The following is a 511-nucleotide window of genomic DNA, read 5'->3' as shown; positions in this document are numbered from 1 at the left end:
WTTAATTAATGAACCAACTTTAATTTGAGGAAAAAACAATAATAATTTTAAATCAGTTTATCGTTGAAATTTAGATACACAAGCACCTGATTTAATAGTTGATGATAAAGGTAATATAAAAATTAATGGAGAATAAAAAAAGAGATTTATATCTCTTTTTTTATCTTGGTTTTATTGTAATTTTTACTGCGTTATCACTTTTATTTCTAATACCTAATACATTAGGATTAGAAACATCCAATATAATATTTTTATCATTACCAGAATAAAAAAATAGAAAATTGGAATTATTATTACGCAAAAATAATTGAATAAATATTAATTTTGAAAATCTAATTTTTAATTTTACATCATTAGTATAATAGACTTCTTGCATAACCTATTAAAATAATTGTAAATATTTTCTTTAATTTTGTCGAAAACTCTTGATGAAATAAAAAAAATCATCAATATGACAATTTGAAAACTAATTTTGTGTAAGATTATACTTTTGCTTTAAATTTTTTAAAYW

General features: G+C 19.1%; 1 protein-coding gene. It reads right to left on the bottom strand.

What is annotated here, in order from left to right:
• Positions 1-160 precede the first annotated feature (160 nt).
• A complete protein-coding gene (locus tag EHV01_RS06515) occupies positions 161-376 on the bottom strand; it encodes a hypothetical protein (protein ID WP_422066749.1) in 216 nt (71 codons plus the stop codon).
• Positions 377-511: the final 135 nt, after the last annotated feature.

This window comes from Spiroplasma sp. hy2, assembly GCF_044714365.1.
In the GTDB taxonomy this organism is placed as follows: Bacteria; Bacillota_I; Bacilli_A; order Mycoplasmatales; family Mycoplasmataceae; genus Spiroplasma; species Spiroplasma phoeniceum.
This window is presented reverse-complemented; position numbering and strand designations above follow the sequence as displayed.